Source organism: Streptomyces sp. CNB091, assembly GCF_000377965.1.
The window spans coordinates 269,684-287,455 of the sequence record NZ_KB898992.1 but is presented as its reverse complement, the minus strand read 5'-3'; the positions used below and the strand labels follow the sequence as shown (position 1 = coordinate 287,455).

The window sequence follows — 17,772 nt, the reverse complement described above, 5'->3', positions numbered from 1 at the left end:
GGCGCGACGATCTGGCCCCGGACCCGCGGGGCGACCTGACCGCATCCGTCGGAGGACGGCCTGACCGGCGGGCCGCGGGGCGCGCGTACCCGTACTGACGGCAGACGTCACGCGCGCTTCCGCGGCCGCCGTTCGGTTCCGGCGAGGGCGCGGTCGAGTGCGGCCACGCCCAGGCCGGCCAGCACGATCTGGATGAGCCACTCCGACCAGTCGACGCCCCGCGTGTCGCCCACACCCAGCACGGACGCCAGCAGCGGGCCGAGGAGCGCGGCGGCCATGCCGACGACGAGCGTCCACAGGACGCCGATGTGCTGACGGCCGGGCAGGACGAGGCGCCCCAGCAGGCCGACCGCCGCACCGATGACCAGAGCGCTGACGAGTCCGGAGATGTGCATGGCCGGCTCCTTCGTGGTCGACGTGTCCGCTTCACGTACCCCGAGGGGCGCTGAGAACTCTCGGCACACGAGACGCGCCGACACGTCACGACACCGCCGAAGTCGCCGCCGCGCAGGGGCATCCGGCGTCATCGGGGGCGGCTCGCCACCATCGGCCCGTTCGTTCGTGCCATCGGCTCATTCGTTCATGCATACGTCCGGAGCGCAGGGGCAGGCGAATGTCAGCCATGGACGACGGAGGCCGATCGCAAGCGGTCATCCCCGGCGACAGGTGAATGATGAGCACCGAGAAGAAGAACGATGAGAAGTCCGATGAAGAGCGTGACGGAAAGCGCGTCGACGTTCCTACCGCCATGAGGCAGGCCTCTGCGCAGCTCACGGAATTGCTCCAGTGCGAGCCGGGTTCTGTTTCCGCGGTGAAGGCCACCGAGGACGGTTGGTCGGCGGACGTGGAAGTGGTCGAGCTGGAAAGAGTGCCGGACACCATGAGTGTGATGGCCTCCTACCGAGTTGAACTCGACCCGCGGGGAACGCTGCTGTCCTACGAGCGACTGCGCCGCTACGCCAGGGGCCAGATCGACCGTCGCTGAAAATTCCGTCGTCAGACGTACCAAGTCTCAGACGTAACAAGATCAGACGTAACAAGATCACCGAAAGGAGTTCCCCATGGCACTCGTTCAGCAGAGCAATGCGACGTCCGGTGGGAGCGGCTCGGGAAATCTCTACGACGTTCTTGAACTCATACTCGACCGCGGGCTGGTTATCGACGCATTCGTACGCGTCTCCCTGGTCGGGATCGAAATTCTCAAAATCGACGTCCGGGTGGTGGTCGCGAGTGTCGACACCTATCTGCGGTTCGCCGAAGCCTGCAACCGACTCGATCTGGAGTCCGGACGCAAGGCGCCGAGCCAGCTCACGGACCTGGTCGGCGACATGACGGAGAACGGCGCCAAGGGCAAGTCCAAGGGCGCGCTCAGCGGTGCCGTGGAGGCGGTGACCGAGTCGTTGCAGGGCAAGCGCGAGGAGCCCGAGGAAGAGCCGCGCAAGCGCCCGGCCCGTAAGTCGACGTCCAGCCGCCAGACCCAGCGAAGCGGGGAGTAACGGTGCCCACCTACATCTACGCCATCACCGGCGCCGACCACCCGCTGCCCCTCGACGGCCTGCGGGGCGTGGGCGACCCGCCCTCCGCGCTGCGCACCCTGCACACCGACCTGCTGGCCGCCGTGGTCAGCGACGCGCCTCCCGGACTCCGCGCCAAGCGCCGCGATGTGATGGCGCATCAGGGTGTCCTGGAGGCGCTGATGGCCGGTGGCGCGACCCTGCCGATGAGGTTCGGACTGGTGGGTCCCGGCGACGACGAGGTCACCGCGGCTCTGGACCGGGAGGCCGACGCGTACCGGGAGCGGCTGGCGGAGCTGGACGGCCGGGTGGAGTACAACCTCAAGGCCGGCCGCGACGAGGACGACCTCCTGCGGGAGATCATGACCGAGTCCGACGACATCCGGGAACTCAACGAACGGACGCGTGCCCAGGGCGGCCACGACGACCGGGTCGCCCTGGGAGAGCTGGTGGCCCGCGAGGTGACCGCCCGCCACCAGCGGGAGGCGGAGGACATCGCCGCCCGGCTGGCGGACGTCGCCACCCGCAGCTCGCACGCGGAGCCGGCCCCGCAGCAGTTCCTCAACCAGTCCTTCCTCGTGCCCCGGGCGGAGACCGACGCCTTCGTGGCAGCGGTCCGACAGGAGGCGGAGCAGCGGGGCGACGCGTACGCGTTCACCCTGACCGGTCCGCTGCCCCCGTACAGCTTCGTCTGACCGCCGGGCGGCCCGGGCCCGCCCGGCCCTCCCCAGGAGCGGAGGTGTTCGCCATGGGCCTCATCAGCAGCATCCTGACCCTGCCGCTGGCTCCCGTACGGGGGACGTCCTGGGTCCTCGACCAGGTCGTCCAGGCCGCCGAGGAGGAGTACTACGACCCCGAGCCGGTACGTGCCCGGCTTGCCCAGTTGGAACAGGACCTGATCAACGGCCTTGTCGACGAGGACGAGTTCGACCGGCGCGAGGACGAACTCCTCGACCTGCTCGACGAGATCGAGGAGTACCGCGACAGCACACGGCGCGCGCCGTGACCACCAACCACGACACACGTGACCGGGGGGAGAGCAGAGGTGCATCGCACATGACGAAGAACGCCAAGATAGGCGCCGCTCTGGTGGGGGGATACCTGCTGGGGCGTACCAAGAAGGCCAAACTCGCCCTGGGGTTCGGGATGTTCCTCCTCGGCAAGAAGATCGACCTCGACCCGCGGCAGCTCGGCAGGATGCTGGCCGACTCGCCTGCCCTGAGCTCCCTCAACGACCAGGTGCGCAAGGAACTGGTCGACGCCACCAAAACGGCGGCGACCAAGGCCGTCACGCAGCGGGCCGGCAGCCTGGCCGACTCCCTGCAGCAGCGCAGCCAAGCACTGGGTGCCGGTTCCGGGACCGACGAAAAGGAGCCGGACGCGGAGGACGACGAGACCGGGACAGCCGCCGTCGACGACGAGGTCGAGGCGGGTGGGGACGAGGACACGGGCGGGGGACGTAAGCGCACCCCCCGGAAGACCGCCGCCGCGTCCGACTCCAAGCCCGCGTCGAGGAACCGATCCTCGTCCGGCGGCGGCGGCCGGTCCGGGAGCGGGGGCAAGTCCGCCCCCGCCCGCAAGCGCGGCGGAACCGCCCGGAAGACCGCCGCCTCCGGCGCCCGCAAGGCCCGGGGAGGCGACGATGCCTGACTCCACGCTCGGCGGGATCAAGGACGACGTGGTCAACAGTCCGGCCACCGACCGCCTCAAGGACGAACTGCAGAACTACCTCCGGGCCCGTGCCGAACACGCGGTGACCCAGCTGGGACACCGTCTCGGCGACTCGGTGTCCAAGCTCGCGGAGCCGGGCGGCGGGGGCGGAGCGCTCAAGAGTCTGGCCAAGGGCGGCCAAGCCCTCGGGGAAGGCAAATCACCCGGTCAGGCCGCCCTGAGCGCGGGCGCCTCCCATCTCAAGGACACCGTCAAGGAGAAGGTCAAGGGATTGTTCGGCAAGGGGCGCAAGTCCGGTGGGGGCAAGTCCAAGAGCGTCACCATCGTCGAGGACATCGACGTCGGCGTGCCGGTCCGTGAGGCGTACGACCAGTGGACCCAGTTCCAGGAGTTCAGCTCGTTCGCCAAGGGCGTCGTGAGCGTGGAGAAGGCGGACGACACCACCAGCAACTGGAAGGTGAAGGTCGCCAAGTCGACCCGCAGCTGGAAGGCGAACGTCACCGAGCAGGTGCCCGACGAACGCATCACCTGGACCACCGAGGGAGCCAAGGGCACCGTCAAGGGCGTGGTCACCTTCCACGCGATCACCGACGATCTCACCCGTGTCCTGCTGGTCCTCGAATACTTTCCCAAGGGGCTGTTCGAGAAGACCGGCAACATCTGGCGCGCCCAGGGCCGCCGCGCCCGGCTCGACCTCAAGCTCTACCGCAAGTTCATCATGATGCGCGGCGAGGCGACCGACAGCTGGCGCGGCGAGATCCGTGACGGGGAGGTCGTTCTCAGCCATGACGAGGCGCTGGACGAGGAGGAGTCCCGGAACGACGAGGGCTCCGCATCCGACGAGGGCGCCCCCGACGAACCGTCCGAGGACGAGCAGCCCTCTGACGAGGATGACGACATCGCGTACGAGGAGGAAGAGCCGCAGGACGAAGAGCCGCAGGATGAAGAGCCGCGGGACGAGGAGTTCGGCGACGAGGAAGACCAAGAGGAGAGCGACGAGGAGGAGGAAGACGAGGACGTAGAGCCGGCGGACGAGCTGGACGAACCGGCGGAAGAGGCCGCGGACGACGAGGACGACGAGGACGACGAGGACGACGAGGACGCCGGGGAGCAGGGCGACGAAGCCGCGGCCGAGGAGACGGAAGAGGAGACGGAGGAGGAGCCGCGGCCGGCCCGGCGCTCCCGACGCCGTCAGGCCACCGCCGACCGGTGACCGGGCCCGCGCACAGAGCCGCACCGACACCGTACGGAAAGGCGTGAGACACCGTGTCCGATTCACTCGCCGGCCGGCTGCCGGCCTCGCCCCGAGGGGCCGGCCCGGCATACGGGCAGCAGGGCTCGTCGGCCAACCTCGCCGACATCCTGGAAAGGGTGCTGGACAAGGGCATCGTCATCGCCGGTGACATCCAGATCAACCTGCTCGACATCGAGCTGCTCACCATCAAGCTCCGCCTGCTCGTCGCCTCCGTCGACAAGGCCAAGGAGATGGGCATCGACTGGTGGGAGCACGATCCCTCGCTCTCCTCACGGGCCCGCCCCACGCGTGGGACCGAGGCCGGTCCCGGCCACGACGCGCTGGCCGACGAGAACGAGCGGCTGCGCGCCGAACTGGCCCACCTGCGGTCGACGGCCGGGATCCCGGGTGCGGGGGCGGCCGGAGACCGGGCCGCCCCGGCGGAACAGGAGGAGGAACGATGAACACCGGACCGAGCGCGACCGTCCGTGTTCCGGGCGAAGGCGCCGGAGAGATGAGTTACGTCTACGCCGTCGGCCGCGCGGGCCCCGCCCTGGACGGGCTCGCCGCCCGGCTGCCGGGCGTGGACGGCCGGCCGCTGCGCCCCGTCGGCGGAGGCGGGCTGTGCGCACTCGTCTCCCCCGTGCCGGCGGACACGTTCAGCGAGCGGGGACTCACCGCGCAGATGGAGGACCTGGACCGGCTCGAAGCCGTGGCCCGGGCCCACCACGCCGTGGTGGACGCCGCGTTCGCGGAGACCTCCGTCCTGCCGATGCGGCTGGCCACGGTCTATCTGGACGACACCCGGGTGGCCGACATGCTGGTCCGGCAACGCAGCGAGTTCCAGGAGCTGTTGGGCCGACTGGAGGGCCATGTCGAGCTGGGCGTGAAGGTCTACGCCGATCCCCGTACGGCCACCGCGACGGCACCGGCCACGGCGACGCCGTCGGGCGGCGGAGCGGGCCGCGCCTATCTGCGGCAGCGTCAGGCGCAGCAGCGCGACAGCCAGGACGTCTACCGGGCGGCGTCCGACCTGGCCGCCCGGGCCGCGCGGCTGGCCGAGGGAGTGGCGGCCTCACGGGCGGTGCACCGCCCGCAGCAGGGGCAGCTCGCCGCCCGGGCCGGGGTGAACGTGGCCAACGAGGCCTACCTCGTGCCCCGGGAACACACGGCGCAGCTCCACCGGGATCTCTCCGCGCTGGCCGAAGGCGCCCCCGGGGTGTCGATCGAGGTGACCGGGCCGTGGGCGCCCTACTCGTTCGCCACGGCCCTGGTGGCGGAGGGCGCGGACGGTGGTGGCCCACGGTGAGCACGGACATCATCGGCGGCGTTCTCGGCGAGACCGGGCCCCGGGGCGGCCCGCCCGTCGCGCTGATCGATCTCCTGGACCGGCTGTTGAACGGCGGGGCCGTGCTCACCGGGGACCTCGTCCTGTCCATCGCCGACGTGGATCTCGTGCACATCAATCTGCGAGCGGTGATCCGGTCGATCACCGGTGAGGAGCCGGGGCCGTGGTGAGCCCGTCCCCGGTGGCGTACGGGGAAACATGCCGGCGAGCGAGGAGGCGGAGGAGGTGGACACGATGACCGAGGACGACCGCGCGCGAGGTGTGGGCGGTGTGCCCTCCGCGGCGGCCGAAGAGGTGGCACGCGCGGCGGCCCGGGCGTTCGGGCTCGGCCCCGCGCAGCCGGACGACAGCGGTCCCTCGACGGCGGCCCAGCGGCTGCACACCGACCCGGACACCGTGGAGCGGGATCTCATCAAGCTGGTGCTCACCATCGTCGAACTGCTCCGTCAGCTCATGGAGCGCACCGCGATCCACCGCGTCGACCGGGGCGACCTGAGCGAGCCCCAGGAGGAGCGGATCGGCATGACGCTGATGATCCTGCACGAACGCATGACGGAACTGTGCGACCGCTACGACCTGACGATGGACGACCTCAATCTCGACCTCGGACCGCTCGGCACACTGCTGCCGCACGACGGCGCGTGAGCGGGCAGAGCCCAGGTTTCATCGCAGCACCCAAGGCAAGGAGGAGCCCATGACTGACGACAAGGACGCGAAGAACTCGACTCCGGACAAGGGCAGGACCACGGCCGCCCGCAAGACGGCATCGGCCCGGAAGTCGGTCGATGCCACGGCCGAGAGGGCCGGCAAGCGGGCCGACGCGACCGCCGACGAGGCGCTGTCCGCGGCAGGGAGCGCCAAGGACGCGGCAGGGGGCGCGAAGGACGCGGCCTCGGACAGCGCCCGGGCGGCCGGTGAGACCACCCGCCGCGTCGGCCGCGCCGCTGCCGCCGGTCTCCAGAGCGGGCAGCACGCCGTGACCGCCAACGTGGCGAAGGCGGCCGGCGCGGCGACCACGGCCTGGACCGTCGTCAAACACCGCAAGGCGGTCGCCGCCGGAGCCGCGGCGGGGATGGCCGGGGTCGCCGGAGCGGCGTTCGCCATCGGCCGTTCGACGGCCAGGCCTCCGACGGGCCCGCTGACCCGGCTGGCGCGCGGGCGGATCTGACCGGGGAGCAGGAGAACGCCCGGCCCGGCGCGGGCCAGGACGTGGGGCGGGGCCGGAGAATCCTCTCCGGCCCCGCCCCACGTCCGGATCGCGGTGAACCCTGTCCCGTACTGACACACCCGTGACCCCGCCCGGCCGGCCCGGTGGCCGTTCACCGGCTCAGCGGCTTACCGGCAGCGGCTCAGCGGCTCACCGGCTCACCGGCTCAGCGGACGGCCACCAGGACGCTGTCGTCGCCGCACTGCCAGACGGTGGCGGCATCGCTGAAACCGGCTTCGCGGAGGAGCGTCATCTGGGCGGCGGTCGTCAGGCCGTGGGGTTCCCTGAAGGTGCGGTGCGCGATGGGCGAGCGGGCCCGGGCCTCGGCGAGCGGGGCGAGTTCCGGGGCGGAGAGGAACGTCTTCCACCAGCCCGCCCAGGCCTCGCTGCCTTGACGGCCCGTCCGGTGGGCGCGGCGGGTCCGGACGTGACGGGCGATGTCGATCAGCTCCGGGTCGTCGGAGGGACTGCGGTTGTCGGCGTCGACGAAGACGCCGCCGGGACGCAGCCGGGCGGCCAGGGTGCGGTAGAGCACGGTGAGTTCGTCGGGGGTGAGCCAGTGGAGCGCGGTGGACGAGACGACGGCGTCCCAGGGCGCCGGTCCGGTCTCGTCGGCCCAGCCGGGTGCGGTGAGATCGCGCGCCAGGAGGCGGATGTCCGTGCCCGTGACAGCCTCCTCCGCGAGGCCCAGGAGAAGCGGGTCCGCGTCGACGCCGACGGTGTCGGCCCGCGGGAAGGCGTGGGCCAGCCGGGTGGTCAGCGAGCCGGTGCCGCAGCCCAGGTCCACCAGGAGCGGCCGGGCGGCCGCCCCGCTCCGGTCGAGGGACCGGCCGACGATGTCGATGACGACCTGGAAGCGTTCCTCCCGGTCCGGGCTGTAGCGCTCCTGCTGCTGGTCCCAGCGTTGCAGCCAGGTGCGTGCGGTCTCACCGAGCATGTTCGCCTCTTTCGGTCGAGGGGCGGGGAGTACCGGGGAGTACGTCGTACGGCGAGATGAACGGGGTGCGGGGTGGAACCCGGCGTGGCCGGGTTCGTCCGCCTGTCGCGGGGTGCTCAGCCCCGGCCGACGAAGGGCATCGTGGTGGGGAGGACGGTGAGGGACTGCACATTGGCGGAGAGGGGCAGGGAGGCCATCAGCAGGAGGGCGTCGGTGAAGTGGGACACCGGCAGCGTCGCCTCCACCGCCTTGCTGCCGTCGGCCTGACGCGCGGGGGGCTGCGGGGCGCCGTCCGGGGGCTCCACGTTCCCCACGTCGAGCTGACCGCAGGCGATGTTGTGGGCGCGGCCGTCCAGGGAGAGCGAGCGGGTCAGGCCGAGGACCGCGTGCTTCGCCGCGGTGTAGGCGGCGGAGTGCGGGCGGGGTGCGTACGCGGACGGCGCACCGTTGTTGATGATCCGTCCGCCGGAGGGGTTCTGCTCGCACATGACGCGGAACGCTTCCCGCGAACAGAGGAACGTGCCGGTGACGATCGTGCCCAGCACCCGGTTCCAGTCGTCGAGGGCCACCTCGGCCACAGGGACGCGGGGCGCGGGGGCTCCGGCGTTGTTGAAGAGCAGATCGACCCTTCCGTACCGGTCGCGGGCGGTACGGAACAGCGCCGTGACCTCGTCGGGGCGGGTGATGTCGGTGGGGACGGCGAGAGCGTGCTCGTCCCCGGCGGGGGAGAGGGCCGCGGTCCCGTCCAGGGCATCGGGGCGCCGGCCGGCCAGCACCACGTTCCAGCCCCGGCCGAGCAGCGCCAGGGCGGCGGCACGGCCCAGCCCGCTTCCCGCGCCGGTGACGACTGCCGTACCACTCACGGCGCCACTCACGCGGCCACCTCGTCCAGCCACAGACGCAGGACCCGCCGGTGGTGCGGTTCGGGGCCGTCGGTGAACGGGGAACGACCGTGCATGACGCGGCTGTTGCGGATGATCAACAGGTCTCCTGAGCCCAGGGTGACCGGGTAGGCGGTCTCCGGGCGGTTGAGGACCTCGTCCAGGACGTCCAGCGCCTCGGCACGTGCGGCGTCGAGCGGGGGGCGCCCGTCGCGTCCGGCGGAGGCCCGCACCGTACGGGACTGGTAGTAGCAGGTGACGGCGGAGTCCGGTCCGGTGGTGAGGATCGGGGTGAGGACGAGCTGACTGCCCGCGCGGCCGGTGCGGTCGAAGTACCAATCCTGGCCGAGGAGTTCCAGCACGTCCGGGCGTTCGGCGGCGAGGACGTCATGGATGTACGGCGCTCCGGCCACACGTGTCGCGCCGCCCCGGGCGGCCGGCCGCAGACAGAGCAGGACGAGGAGGTCGCAGGTGTCGCAGTGGAAGGCGATCTCGTCCGGGTCCCCCTCCCGGTGCCGCAGCACCTGCGTCACGTCGCCCGCACCGTTCTGCGGCACGATCTCGCCGAAGTCCCGGACGAGCCGGGAGAGCCGCTCGGTGACGTCCGCCTCCTGGCGGACGTCCGCGACAGGGCCGGCGGGGAAGAGCTGCCGCACGAGGGCGAACCCGAAGGCGTCGAGCCCCGTGCGGATGCGGGAGCGCAGGTCTTCCCAGACCGGGTCGGGCTCCCTTCCCGGGCCGCCGGCGGCCGACCACAGCCGGGCGCGGTCCCGCTCGGTCGGTGCCAGGCGCCACACCTCGTGCCCGGCCTTGAGCCTGCTGGTGTCCCAAGCTCCGGAGGGATTGGGTGCGTTGACGCGTGAAGCGTTCTCCATCGGGGTCCCTTCCGCTGTCCTGTACGTCGTGCCGGTCCGCCCCGCGCCGGGTGGGGGACCGGTCCGGTGCCGCGGCGCGTGCTGTTCAGTCCTCTTCCCGTACGGCGGCCGCCACGGCCTTCGACCAGAGGGTGAGTGCCTCGTCGACCTGCTCGCCGGTGACGGTCAGGGCGGGGATCATCCGGACGGTGTTCCCCCAGACCCCGCAGGTCAGCAGCAACAGGCCGAGTTCGGCGGCGGCTTGCTGGGCCCTGCCCGCGGTGTCCGGGTCGGGTGACCCGTCGGGCCGGCGGAACTCGCTGCCCAGCATCAGCCCGCGCCCGCGGACGTCGGCGACGGCCGGGGTCCGCGCCGCGACGGCGTGCAGGCCGCGGGCGAGCCGTATGCCCTGCTCGGCCGCGTTGGCGACCAGCTTCTCGTCGCGGATGACGTCGAGGGTCGCGAGGGCGGCAGAGCAGGCGACGGCGTTCCCGCCGTACGTACCGCCGTGGGAGCCGGGGCGGGCGAGGCTCATGAGATCGGCGCGCGCGGCGATCGCCGAGAGGGGAAAACCGCTCGCCAGGCCCTTGGCCGTCACCAGGATGTCGGGGGTCGCGGCCCCCGTCTCGTACTCGTGCGCCCAGAACCGCCCGGTGCGGCCGAACCCGCACTGCACCTCGTCGAGGACGAGGACGATGCCGTACCGGTCGGCGCGTTCGCGCAGTCCGGCGAGGAAGCCGTCGGGGGCGGGAACGTAACCGCCTTCGCCCAGTACGGGCTCCACGACGAACGCGGCCGTCTCCTCCGGGGCGCTGGTGGTGGCCAGGACCCGGTCGAGGCCCCGCAGGGCGTACTCCACCGCGGCGGATTCGTCCAGGCCGAGGTCGAAGGCGTGCGGGAAGGGCGCGACCGCGACGCCCGGCATCAACGGGCCGGTGCGCGCCCGGAAACGGGAGCCGGCCGTGGTCAGGGAAGCGGCCCCCATGGTCCGGCCGTGGAAACCCCCGTCGAAGACGACTGCGTTGGGGCGCCCGGTGGCCTGCCGGGCGAGCCGCAGCGCCGCCTCCACGGCCTCGCTCCCGGAGTTGGCGTAGAAGAGGGTGTCCAGGCCCTCGGGCAGGACCTCGCCCAGGCGTTCGGTCAGGGTGAGCAGCGGTTCGTGCAGGACGGTCGTGTACTGGCCGTGGATCAGCCGGCCGGCCTGTTCGCGGACCGCCTCGACGACCCGCGGATGGCAGTGGCCGGTGCTGGTCACGCCGACGCCCGCGGTGAAGTCGAGGTGGCGTCGCCCCTCCGCGTCGTAGAGGTACAGCCCTTCCCCTCGGACGGCGGTGACGGGAGTGGCCTGCTTCAGTACGGGTGACAGCCGGGGCATGGTTCACCTCACGGTTCGGGGGCCTGCGGCGGGAGCCTGCGGCCCGTGACGGGAGTACGTGCTCAGTGGCCGGCGGGGTCGGGCCGGGGCAGGAAGCCGGACTCGGTGGCCCAGGCCAGCGCCATGGCCCACCACCGGGGCGTCGGGGCGGTGAACCGGACCCCCAGCCGGTCGAGTACGGCAAGGGTGTGCGAGGAGTCGGTCCGGACGTTGCGGTCCTCCAGCAGACTCCAGGCCGCGGCCAGCCGGATCTCCTCGGGGTGGTCGCCTTCCGCCCGCTCCAGCGCGGCTGCGAAGTCCTTCGCGTCGCGCAGCTCGATCCGGTGGCCGGACCGCCTCATCCAGCCCACCAGTTCGTCGTGGCCGACCTGGTGCGGGGTCTCGACATGGTGGGCCCCCGGGGCCGCGTCCGCGTACAGGGCCAGAGCCGCGATCCCGGCGGCCACCGTGTCCACGTGACTGAAGGCGAACGTCGCCCCCTCCAGGCGCGGGGCGGCTCCGGCCAGCAGATAGCCGCGCAGGGTCTGGTAGACGCGGTTGGTGGCGATGCCCCCGTGGAACGCGCCGGTGCGGCTGTGGGCGGCGACGTGGCCGCTCCGGTGGATATGGCAACGGCGGCCGGAGGCGGCCCAGGCGCGGACCGCCTCCTCGGCGAGGAACTTGGACCGCTCGTACGGGGTGCGGAAGTGCTGGCCGATGCGCAGATCGGCCTCGCTGAACCGGCGGTTGGGGGCCGCCGGGTCGATCCCGCCGGCCACGGCGAGCGTCGAGATGTGGTGGAACCGGACCCCGCCCATGGCCTCGGCGTCGATCCAGGCCAGCAGCCGCCGCACCCCGTCGTGGTTGACGCGTTCCAGTTCCTCGGGCGGGGCGACCAGGCGGACGTCGGCGGCGGCGTGGACCACGACCTGCGCGTCCCGGGCGCGGGCGCGCCCGGCCGCGGAGAGGCCCAGCCCTTCGCGGCCGATGTCCCCGGCCACCACCCGCAGACCGGGCGAGACGCGGCGCAGCCGGCCGGCGGCGTCCTGGTCGCGCTCTCCGCGTACCAGACAGGTGACCTGCGCGCCGCGCTCCAGCAGGGCGTCGAGGAGGTGCCCGCCCACATAGCCCGTCGCCCCGGTGAGCAGTACGCGGGCCGGTTCGCGTACCACGCGGACCGCGGGGGACGAGGGCGTGGAGGTGGGCGCCCCCGGGTGGAGGGGCTGACCGGAGGTGGAGCGGGCGAGCCGGACCGGGCGGGGCGCCGTGGCGGCGGCCGCGGCCGCGACCACCTGGGCGAACCGGGCCATGACCCCGTCGGCCTCGGTGTCGGGGACATCCGGCCGGGCGTGTACGAGGTCGGTCACCAGCCTGCCCTCGACGATGCGGGCCGTCAGCCGCAGCCGGTACACCGGATCGCCGCTGGGACACCGTGCGGTGCCCACCTGCTCCGCGGCGGGGTACCAGCCCAGAGCCGGCTCGGCCGGCAGCCGGAACGTGCCCAGGAAGTTGAAGGCGGCCTCGGGACGCGGTCCGCCGATGTCCATCGGGAGCAGGCGCGCACGGCGCAGCCGGCGCTCCGCCCCGGAGACACGCGCCGCGATCCCGGTGTCGGGCTCCGTGCTTCCGGTGTCGGGCTCCGCGATCCCGGTGTCGGGCTCCGTGCTTCCGGTGTCGGGCTCCGCGGTTCCGGTGTCGGGTCCAGCGGTTCCGGCGTTGCGCTCCGCGGTTCCGGTGTCGGGTCCAGCGGTTCCGGCGTGGCGCTCCGCGGTTCCGGTGTCGGGTCCAGCGGTTCCGGCGTCGGGCTCCGCGGTTCCGGTGCCGGGCTCCGCGCCGGCCGCCGTGGCCGGGGGGCCGGCGCTCACCCGGGTGATCGCGGTGAACCAGCCGACGGTGTCGAGGTGTTCGCCGCCGGTGTCCCGGCCGTGCGTCTCCACCTCGACGAGCGTCCGTGCGGCGGGGAGCCGGCCGGGGCCCCCGGCTCCGCCCCGGTCCACGTCGCGGGTGACCGCGTCCGCGAACGCGGTGAACAGCAGCGCCTCCAGCCGCCGGGAACCTCCGTACCGTTCGACGAGACGGGCGGTGGCCTCCTCGTCGAGGCCCCAGCTCACCGTCCCCGGCGGGGGAGGGGAGTCGGAGCCGGAGCGGCCCCCGGGCGGCCGGGTGTCCGGGCCACCGCCGGGGAAGGGGTTCACCGGCCGCGCCTGCCCGGGCCTGCTCGCGGCCCACCGGTAGAAGTCGGCCGCGGGCGGCAGACCGGGCGGCCGGCCCGACAGCGCGGCGCGGTAGGCGTGCGCCAGGTCGTCGAGGATGACGCGCCACGACAACCCGTCGACGACGAGGTGATGGGCGATCAGCGCCAGCCGGTCGTCGGTGCCCGGACCGCCTGAGAAGAGATGGAAGCGGATGAGACGGCCGGCCTCGGGGTCGAGGCTCCGCTGCAGTTCGGTCCCCAGGGCCGCGATCTCCTCCGCGACGTTCCCGGGGCGCCGGACGCGGGAGAAGCTGACGAGATCCAGCTCGTCCAACGGCCGGGCGGCCCCCGGCCCGTGCGGGCCGACGGGGCGGCGCAGCGCAGGGTGACGCTCCACCACGGCCGCCGCCGCGGTGACGAGGGCGGCCGGGTCGACGTTCCTCGCGCAGCGGAGCAGCACCGACTGGTTCCAGTGGCGGGGGTTGTCGACGCCCTGGCCGAAGAACCACCGCTGGGCGGGGGCGAGCGCGCCGGGCCCACCGGGCAGGTCCGTGCCGGGCTCTTCGGCAGCGGCCCGCGGCGCCGTCGCGCGTACGGCGGCCGCCAGACGCCGGGAAGTGGGGTGGCGGTAGAAGTCCGCGTAGGCGGCGTGGTGCCCCTGGCGGCGGAGCTGGGAGACCGTGCGCATGGCGAGTATGGAGTCGCCGCCCAGCTTCAGGACGTCGGCGTCCGGATCCACCGCGGGCAGGCCCAGGGCCTCGGCCCAGAGCTCCGCTATCTCCTGTGCCAGGGGGGCCACTTCGGGCCCGGGAGACGGCGGGTTCCCGGCCCGTGCGGCCAGCACGGCGTCGAGGGCGGCCGCCAGCCGTACGGTGTCCAGCTTCCCGTTGGGGCCGAGGGGGAACTCCCTGAGCACGATGAGCGGCCGGGGCACGGAGTACGCGGGCAGGCGGCCGCCGAGGTGCGCACGCACGGCGTCGAGCAGCCGGTGCTCCTCCACCGCGCCGTCGGCGGGCAGGACGGCGGCCAGCAGCCGGTTGCCGGTGGCGGTGGCCCGCACGACGACGGCGCAGCGCTCGACGCCGGGGACCTGCCGGACGAGGTGCTCGACCTCGGCGGGGTCGACCAGATAGCCCCGGATCTTGGTCTGCCGGTCCAGCCGGCCGAGGAAGACGAGCTGCCCGTCGGGACGCCGTCGGCAGAGGTCGCCGGTGCGGTACGTACGGACCCCTCCGTGCGGGACGAAGCGCCGTGCGGTCTGCTCGGGGCGGCCGAAATATCCGGCGCTGACGCCGCGTCCCCCGATGTGGAGGTGGCCGGACTCGCCGTCGGCGACGGGGGACCCGGCGCTGTCGAGCAGGTCGAGGGTCGCCTCGCCCAGCGGCGTGCCGATCGGGACCGTCTCCTCGTCCTCCGGCAGTTCCCCGGCCGATGTGGCGAGGAAACAGGCCGCCCCGACCGTCGTCTCGGTCGGTCCGTAGTGGTTGAGGAGCCGGTGGACCCCCTCGTCGTGCAGCAGCGAGGCCCCCAGGGACCGGGGGAGGGCCTCACCGCCGAGGATCAGCGTCCCCGGGCGGTAGGGAGCCGTCCCGCGCGGCGGGTCCGGGCGGTCCCTCCAGAGCTCCGCCATGTGGGAGGGGGTCGTCTTCACGACCGAACACCCCGCTTCGCGCAGCGCCGCCCAGCAGGCGGGGGCGTCCCTGGCGTGCTCGTCGCCGACCACATGGGTGCGCCCGGCGGTGGCGAGGGCCAGCAGCCAGCTGGTGTGCCCCAGGTCGGCGGCGAGCGTGGTGAGGTGGGCGACGCACGGCGCGTCCGCCTCGGTGAGCTCCAGCCTGTCGCGCAGCGCCAGCGCGTAGTGCACCGCGTTGCCGTGGGTGACGACGACGGCCTTGGGCTCGCCGCCCGAGCCCGAGGTGAAGGAGAGATAGGCGGGATCGTCGCTTCCGACGCGAGGAACGGGACGGTCCGGCGCAGGCGGTTCGAACGGTGCGGCGAGGAGGACGTCGGGGTCGGCGCGTTCGACGTACCGGACCCCGGCGGCCGACACGGCCCGGACCTCCTCGTCCGACAGCGCGGTGGTGGTGAGCACGCCGGCGGCGCGCACGGCCGCCAGCCTGCGCAGCCGGTCCTCCGCGCTCCAGGCCGTGTCGAGCGTCACCACGGCCGCACCCGCGCGGAGCACTCCGTGCAGCAGCACGAACAGCCGGCTGTCCCGGCGGCCCAGGACCGCCACCCGGTCGCCCGGTCCGATGCCCGCCCGCCGGAGTCCGGCGGCGACCCGGTCGGCCCCGGCCCCCAGCTCCGCGTACGTGATCACCCGGGTGTGGTCCGTGAAGGCCGGCCGGTGCGGGTGGAGCCGCTCGGCCCGGTGCAGGAGCCCGCACAGGGTGGAGGCGTCCGTGGCCGGTACCGTCGTGCGGCCCGGTGGCGCGTCGGCGGGTATCGGCGTCAAGGACCGGGGGCTGGTGGCGGACGTCGTCATACCGGTTTCCCTTCGCGGGGGGTCCCCAGGCAGGCGGGAAGGCTCTCGGCCGCCAGGTAGGCCGTCACGGCGGCCCCACCGCCCAGCCGCCCCGCGACCTCCCACCCGACCATGCGGTGCAGCCCGTCGAGGTGGATGAGTCCCTCCCGGGCCCGTACGTCGGAGTAGTCCGGGTGGTCCACCGGGCGGGCGCTGAGGTAGACCGCCGTGAACGGGACACGGGAGAACCGGTCGAGCTTCGCCGCGCAGACCGGATTGGCCTCGGCGTATCCGGCCGCATCGGCACGGATCAGATCCGCGGTGCGACCGACCGTCAAACCCTCTCTCGGCACCAGTTCACGCGCACCGCCTTCACCGGTGTGCCAGGGGAGGACCACGCGGAGAATATCGGCCCGGCCGAGTTCGATCCGATACCAGGACCCGAACAGGGAATGCGCGCGGCGCAGATTCTCCTCGCCGTCCTCGTTGGTGTTCGCCCGGTGCGGGCGGGCTGCCGGATGGTCCCGCCCATAAACATGCAGAACTTCGGAGAATGCGACGGCTTCCACAGCGCTCATGGAAGATCTTCCCACAGTCGTCATCGGCCCCCCGCTCCCGGAAACTCCGTGAAGTGCCGCGCATCGAAAAGTTCCGGCCATTGGCCGCGGTCGAGGTCCAGTTCCCTGGCCCGGGCGAGCATGTACTGCCAATACGGCTTCACCGGCCGCCACCGCGCACCGGTACGGCAGTAGGAGGCGTCGACGAAGTACCGGTTGCGTCCGGCCACGGGGGACAGCGCGGGGCGGCGGGCATGGAAGACCGCCGAGTTGATCAGAACCGTCGAACCGGGCGGCAGCCGGTCGATCACCACCTCCCCGGGCAGTGCGGTCGTGCCGAGTGCGGCGCGGAAGTCCTTGGGCACGTCCTCGCGGTGCGATCCGGGCAGCACGGCGAGGCTGCCCACCGCCTCGTCCAGCCCGCCCAGGTAGTGCAGTGCGTGCACCATCGGCAACGACCTGTCCCCGAGGTCGTTGGGTTCATGGTCGTGATGCCAGGGTTTGCCGGAGTCCCCGGCCCCCTGCCGCTGGCTGTGCAGGTGATGGTGGGCGAACGCGCCGCCCATGACATCGGCCAGGACGGCCATCAGGGGCGGATGCGCCAGCAGTTCGCCGTGGGCGGGAAGCTCCAGCTCCAGCACCGGGGGGCGGGCTCCCGCCTCCGGACCGGTACTGCAGGCGATGGAACGGTCGCGCAGCCCCTCGTCCATCCACCGGTCCACCTCGGGCACCAGACGCGCCAGGAGCGGAGGGGGCAGAAGCGCGGGGAGGACCAGATAGCCGCGTTCCTCGAAGTTCTTCCGCTCTTCGGTGGGGTCGACGCGGGACCTGGCCCGGGAGTCCGTATTTCCGCCGAATTCCTTTTCGGCGGGGCTGAAGGAAGATCGCAAGATGTACAGTCCTCCGCTCCAGAGGTTGAGTACATTTCTCTTCGCGTGCCTGGCATGTCTGGCGTGCTCGGTGCGCTTCGCGTTCTTCGCCGAGGATTGCTCGACTTTCGCTGAGAACCGCTCGATTCGGCGTCGGAGTTCGGGCCGGACGGCCCAGAGCGTGGAACGGGATGCGACGCTATCCCGAGGTGACCCGGACCACAAGCAATGATTTTCGGTCACCGAATTCGATCATCGCGGGTGCTGGTCATCTGCTGCCCATCTGTTGCGCGGTTCGAGCGGATATCAAGGAATTCCGGCCGCCGGCTCCTACTTCCGACCCCACCCCTCGGCTCCCGGTCCGGGCTCCCGGCTCCGGCCCCCGGATCCCGGCCCGGGCTCGGCCTCGGTGGCTGCTTCGCCGCCCGGGCGCCTCCCCTGCCCCGGCCCCTGCCCGGTGTGCTCCCGCCGAGGGGTGTCTGGCTTGAACTATTCGAACGTTCGAGCGAATATTGAAGAGTGTGGGCATGGTTCGGCAGGTAGGCGGGGATTGGGCCGGGTCGGCGGCGGTGCAGACGGGTCTGGATCTGGCCACCGACTTGGTGGTGAGCGACCCGGGGCCGCGCGCGGCCCGCGTGCTCGCCGTGCCGCTGAAGTCGGTGCCGGTGTCCCGCCGTGTCGGTTCCGT

The 17,772-nt window shown here is 72.7% G+C and carries 19 protein-coding genes; 11 read left to right on the top strand and 8 right to left on the bottom strand.

Annotated features, from left to right (window positions below):
- Positions 1-107 precede the first annotated feature (107 nt).
- Positions 108-395: a GlsB/YeaQ/YmgE family stress response membrane protein gene (locus tag D581_RS0107430; protein ID WP_018956601.1), complete on the bottom strand. Its 288-nt coding sequence runs from the start codon at positions 393-395 to the stop codon at positions 108-110.
- 278 nt (positions 396-673) lie between these two features.
- On the opposite strand from D581_RS0107430, the gene D581_RS0107425 reads away from it, so the two are divergent.
- The 11 genes from D581_RS0107425 to D581_RS0107375 all read left to right on the top strand — a co-directional run bounded on the left by D581_RS0107425 (position 674) and on the right by D581_RS0107375 (position 6,935).
- Positions 674-985, top strand: coding sequence for a gas vesicle protein GvpO (locus D581_RS0107425; RefSeq protein ID WP_469224590.1), 312 nt, complete (start codon positions 674-676; stop codon positions 983-985).
- A gap of 76 nt (positions 986-1,061) precedes the next feature.
- Positions 1,062-1,496, top strand: coding sequence for a gas vesicle structural protein GvpA (locus D581_RS0107420; RefSeq protein WP_018956599.1), 435 nt, complete (start codon positions 1,062-1,064; stop codon positions 1,494-1,496).
- Positions 1,497-1,498: 2 nt separating this feature from the next.
- Positions 1,499-2,209, top strand: coding sequence for a GvpL/GvpF family gas vesicle protein (locus D581_RS0107415; protein ID WP_018956598.1), 711 nt, complete (start codon positions 1,499-1,501; stop codon positions 2,207-2,209).
- Between the two features lie 53 nt (positions 2,210-2,262).
- Positions 2,263-2,520 carry a gas vesicle protein GvpG gene (locus D581_RS0107410; RefSeq protein ID WP_032752603.1) on the top strand — a complete coding sequence of 86 codons (258 nt, stop codon included), beginning with the start codon at positions 2,263-2,265 and terminating at the stop codon, positions 2,518-2,520.
- Between the two features lie 50 nt (positions 2,521-2,570).
- Positions 2,571-3,164, top strand: a complete 594-nt coding sequence (locus D581_RS0107405; protein ID WP_018956596.1) for a hypothetical protein — start codon at positions 2,571-2,573, stop codon at positions 3,162-3,164.
- Positions 3,157-4,398 carry an SRPBCC family protein gene (locus tag D581_RS0107400; protein WP_018956595.1) on the top strand — a complete coding sequence of 414 codons (1,242 nt, stop codon included), beginning with the start codon at positions 3,157-3,159 and terminating at the stop codon, positions 4,396-4,398. The genes D581_RS0107405 and D581_RS0107400 overlap by 8 nt, the downstream gene beginning before the upstream one ends.
- Positions 4,399-4,451: 53 nt before the next feature.
- The gene (locus D581_RS0107395; protein ID WP_018956594.1) at positions 4,452-4,883 is read left to right on the top strand and encodes a gas vesicle protein; all 432 of its coding nucleotides are present in this window, start codon (positions 4,452-4,454) and stop codon (positions 4,881-4,883) included.
- A complete protein-coding gene (locus D581_RS0107390; protein ID WP_018956593.1) occupies positions 4,880-5,728 on the top strand; it encodes a GvpL/GvpF family gas vesicle protein in 849 nt (282 codons plus the stop codon). The genes D581_RS0107395 and D581_RS0107390 overlap by 4 nt, the downstream gene beginning before the upstream one ends.
- Positions 5,725-5,937 carry a gas vesicle protein gene (locus D581_RS0107385; protein WP_018956592.1) on the top strand — a complete coding sequence of 71 codons (213 nt, stop codon included), beginning with the start codon at positions 5,725-5,727 and terminating at the stop codon, positions 5,935-5,937. The genes D581_RS0107390 and D581_RS0107385 overlap by 4 nt, the downstream gene beginning before the upstream one ends.
- A gap of 28 nt (positions 5,938-5,965) precedes the next feature.
- A complete protein-coding gene (locus tag D581_RS0107380; protein ID WP_018956591.1) occupies positions 5,966-6,412 on the top strand; it encodes a gas vesicle protein K in 447 nt (148 codons plus the stop codon).
- Positions 6,413-6,461: 49 nt separating this feature from the next.
- Positions 6,462-6,935, top strand: coding sequence for a hypothetical protein (locus tag D581_RS0107375; RefSeq protein ID WP_018956590.1), 474 nt, complete (start codon positions 6,462-6,464; stop codon positions 6,933-6,935).
- A 205-nt stretch (positions 6,936-7,140) separates the two neighbouring features.
- On the opposite strand, the gene D581_RS0107370 is transcribed toward D581_RS0107375, so the two are convergent.
- The 7 genes from D581_RS0107370 to D581_RS0107340 form a co-directional block, all read right to left on the bottom strand.
- Complete coding sequence (locus D581_RS0107370; protein WP_018956589.1) at positions 7,141-7,911, bottom strand: class I SAM-dependent methyltransferase; 771 nt, start codon at positions 7,909-7,911, stop codon at positions 7,141-7,143.
- A gap of 116 nt (positions 7,912-8,027) precedes the next feature.
- Complete coding sequence (locus tag D581_RS0107365) at positions 8,028-8,786, bottom strand: SDR family oxidoreductase (protein ID WP_018956588.1); 759 nt, start codon at positions 8,784-8,786, stop codon at positions 8,028-8,030.
- Positions 8,783-9,667: a TauD/TfdA family dioxygenase gene (locus tag D581_RS0107360; protein ID WP_018956587.1), complete on the bottom strand. Its 885-nt coding sequence runs from the start codon at positions 9,665-9,667 to the stop codon at positions 8,783-8,785. Before D581_RS0107360 ends, D581_RS0107365 begins: the two co-directional genes overlap by 4 nt.
- Positions 9,668-9,752: 85 nt before the next feature.
- Complete coding sequence (locus tag D581_RS0107355; protein ID WP_018956586.1) at positions 9,753-11,021, bottom strand: aminotransferase class III-fold pyridoxal phosphate-dependent enzyme; 1,269 nt, start codon at positions 11,019-11,021, stop codon at positions 9,753-9,755.
- Positions 11,022-11,083: 62 nt separating this feature from the next.
- Positions 11,084-15,679, bottom strand: coding sequence for an AMP-binding protein (locus tag D581_RS01000000136985; RefSeq protein ID WP_018956585.1), 4,596 nt, complete (start codon positions 15,677-15,679; stop codon positions 11,084-11,086).
- Positions 15,676-16,236, bottom strand: a complete 561-nt coding sequence (locus tag D581_RS0107345) for a DUF6309 family protein (RefSeq protein ID WP_486585813.1) — start codon at positions 16,234-16,236, stop codon at positions 15,676-15,678. The genes D581_RS01000000136985 and D581_RS0107345 overlap by 4 nt, the downstream gene beginning before the upstream one ends.
- 20 nt (positions 16,237-16,256) lie before the next feature.
- Positions 16,257-17,105 (bottom strand): phytanoyl-CoA dioxygenase family protein, encoded by an 849-nt coding sequence (locus D581_RS0107340; protein ID WP_018956583.1) that lies wholly within the window; start codon positions 17,103-17,105, stop codon positions 16,257-16,259.
- Positions 17,106-17,772 lie beyond the last annotated feature (667 nt).

What these genes read in the sequence shown, in the direction of transcription:
- D581_RS0107430 (WP_018956601.1), bottom strand. Translation starts at nt 395, where the DNA reads ATGCACATCTCCGGACTCGTCAGCGCTCTGGTCATCGGTGCGGCGGTC.
- D581_RS0107425 (WP_469224590.1), top strand. Translation starts at nt 674, where the DNA reads ATGAGCACCGAGAAGAAGAACGATGAGAAGTCCGATGAAGAGCGTGAC.
- D581_RS0107420 (WP_018956599.1), top strand. Translation starts at nt 1,062, where the DNA reads ATGGCACTCGTTCAGCAGAGCAATGCGACGTCCGGTGGGAGCGGCTCG.
- D581_RS0107410 (WP_032752603.1), top strand. Translation starts at nt 2,263, where the DNA reads ATGGGCCTCATCAGCAGCATCCTGACCCTGCCGCTGGCTCCCGTACGG.
- D581_RS0107405 (WP_018956596.1), top strand. Translation starts at nt 2,571, where the DNA reads ATGACGAAGAACGCCAAGATAGGCGCCGCTCTGGTGGGGGGATACCTG.
- D581_RS0107400 (WP_018956595.1), top strand. Translation starts at nt 3,157, where the DNA reads ATGCCTGACTCCACGCTCGGCGGGATCAAGGACGACGTGGTCAACAGT.
- D581_RS0107390 (WP_018956593.1), top strand. Translation starts at nt 4,880, where the DNA reads ATGAACACCGGACCGAGCGCGACCGTCCGTGTTCCGGGCGAAGGCGCC.
- D581_RS0107380 (WP_018956591.1), top strand. Translation starts at nt 5,966, where the DNA reads ATGCCGGCGAGCGAGGAGGCGGAGGAGGTGGACACGATGACCGAGGAC.
- D581_RS0107375 (WP_018956590.1), top strand. Translation starts at nt 6,462, where the DNA reads ATGACTGACGACAAGGACGCGAAGAACTCGACTCCGGACAAGGGCAGG.
- D581_RS0107370 (WP_018956589.1), bottom strand. Translation starts at nt 7,911, where the DNA reads ATGCTCGGTGAGACCGCACGCACCTGGCTGCAACGCTGGGACCAGCAG.
- D581_RS0107360 (WP_018956587.1), bottom strand. Translation starts at nt 9,667, where the DNA reads ATGGAGAACGCTTCACGCGTCAACGCACCCAATCCCTCCGGAGCTTGG.
- D581_RS0107355 (WP_018956586.1), bottom strand. Translation starts at nt 11,021, where the DNA reads ATGCCCCGGCTGTCACCCGTACTGAAGCAGGCCACTCCCGTCACCGCC.
- D581_RS01000000136985 (WP_018956585.1), bottom strand. Translation starts at nt 15,679, where the DNA reads ATGACGACGTCCGCCACCAGCCCCCGGTCCTTGACGCCGATACCCGCC.
- D581_RS0107345 (WP_486585813.1), bottom strand. Translation starts at nt 16,236, where the DNA reads ATGAGCGCTGTGGAAGCCGTCGCATTCTCCGAAGTTCTGCATGTTTAT.